This window comes from Pseudomonas oplopanacis (genome assembly GCF_057128725.1).
In genome coordinates this window covers 1-907 of the sequence record NZ_JBSKHV010000042.1, presented here as the reverse complement: position 1 = coordinate 907, position 907 = coordinate 1, and the positions used below count along the sequence as shown (strand labels likewise).

The window sequence follows — 907 nt, the reverse complement described above, 5'->3', positions numbered from 1 at the left end:
GTCAGCCGCAAAAAAGAAGGAGGCCTCGGCCTCCTTTTTTGTTGCCCGTGACCCGTCCTGAATAAGGTTGACACTTTTTCCCCGCCAGGGAGTGAGGGTCAAGATGGAAGGGCAGAAGAAGCGAACGCAGAGGGACTACACGCTGGCTTTTAAGTTGGCAGTGGTTGAGCAGGTGGAAAAAGGCGAGCTGACCTACAAAGAGGCGCAGCGACGCTATGGCATTCAGGGTCGCTCGACGGTGCTGGTATGGTTGCGCAAGCACGGACGACAGGACTGGAGCGCCTCGGCGGCGGCCAAAACCACGATGGGAAATCAAACCAGCCAGCGCAAGCCGCTCACGCCTGAGCAGCGCATCAAGGAATTGGAAGTGCAGTTGCGGGAGGCCCAAGAGAAGGCACGCCTGTTCGAGGCGGTGATCGACGTGATCCAGAAAGAGCATGGGGCGCGCGTCGTAAAAAAGCCTTCGGGCAGGTCCTCACGCAAAAGCTCGTCCAAGGGCTGAGTGTGGGCAGGGCCTGCCGCTACATTGGCATCAGCCGCCAGGCGTACTACAAACGCCAGCAAAGCGAGACACGGCAAATCGCGCGTGAGGCCAAGGTCTGTGCGTTGGTCAACCACTTACGGCTGCGCCAGCCGCGCTTGGGTACGCGCAAGCTCCAGCACGTGCTGCGCACGCCCCTGGCCGAGGCAGGCATCCAGGTTGGCCGGGATCGCCTGTTCGATCTCCTGCGTGCAGCCCGGCTGCTGGTCGTGCCGCAGCGGGCGTATCACAAGACCACACACAGTCATCATCGCTTCCGGCGCCATCCCAATCTGCTCAAGGACGGCCCGAACCAAGTCATCCCCACCGGGCCGGAGCAGGTCTGGGTGGCCGACATTACCTATCTGCCGACCGCCCAGCGCTGTG

General features: G+C 61.7%; 1 pseudogene. It reads left to right on the top strand.

Annotated features, from left to right (window positions below):
• Positions 1 to 103: 103 nt before the first annotated feature.
• Positions 104 to 907: pseudogene (locus ACWKV5_RS29610) on the top strand (helix-turn-helix domain-containing protein); the annotation flags it as partial.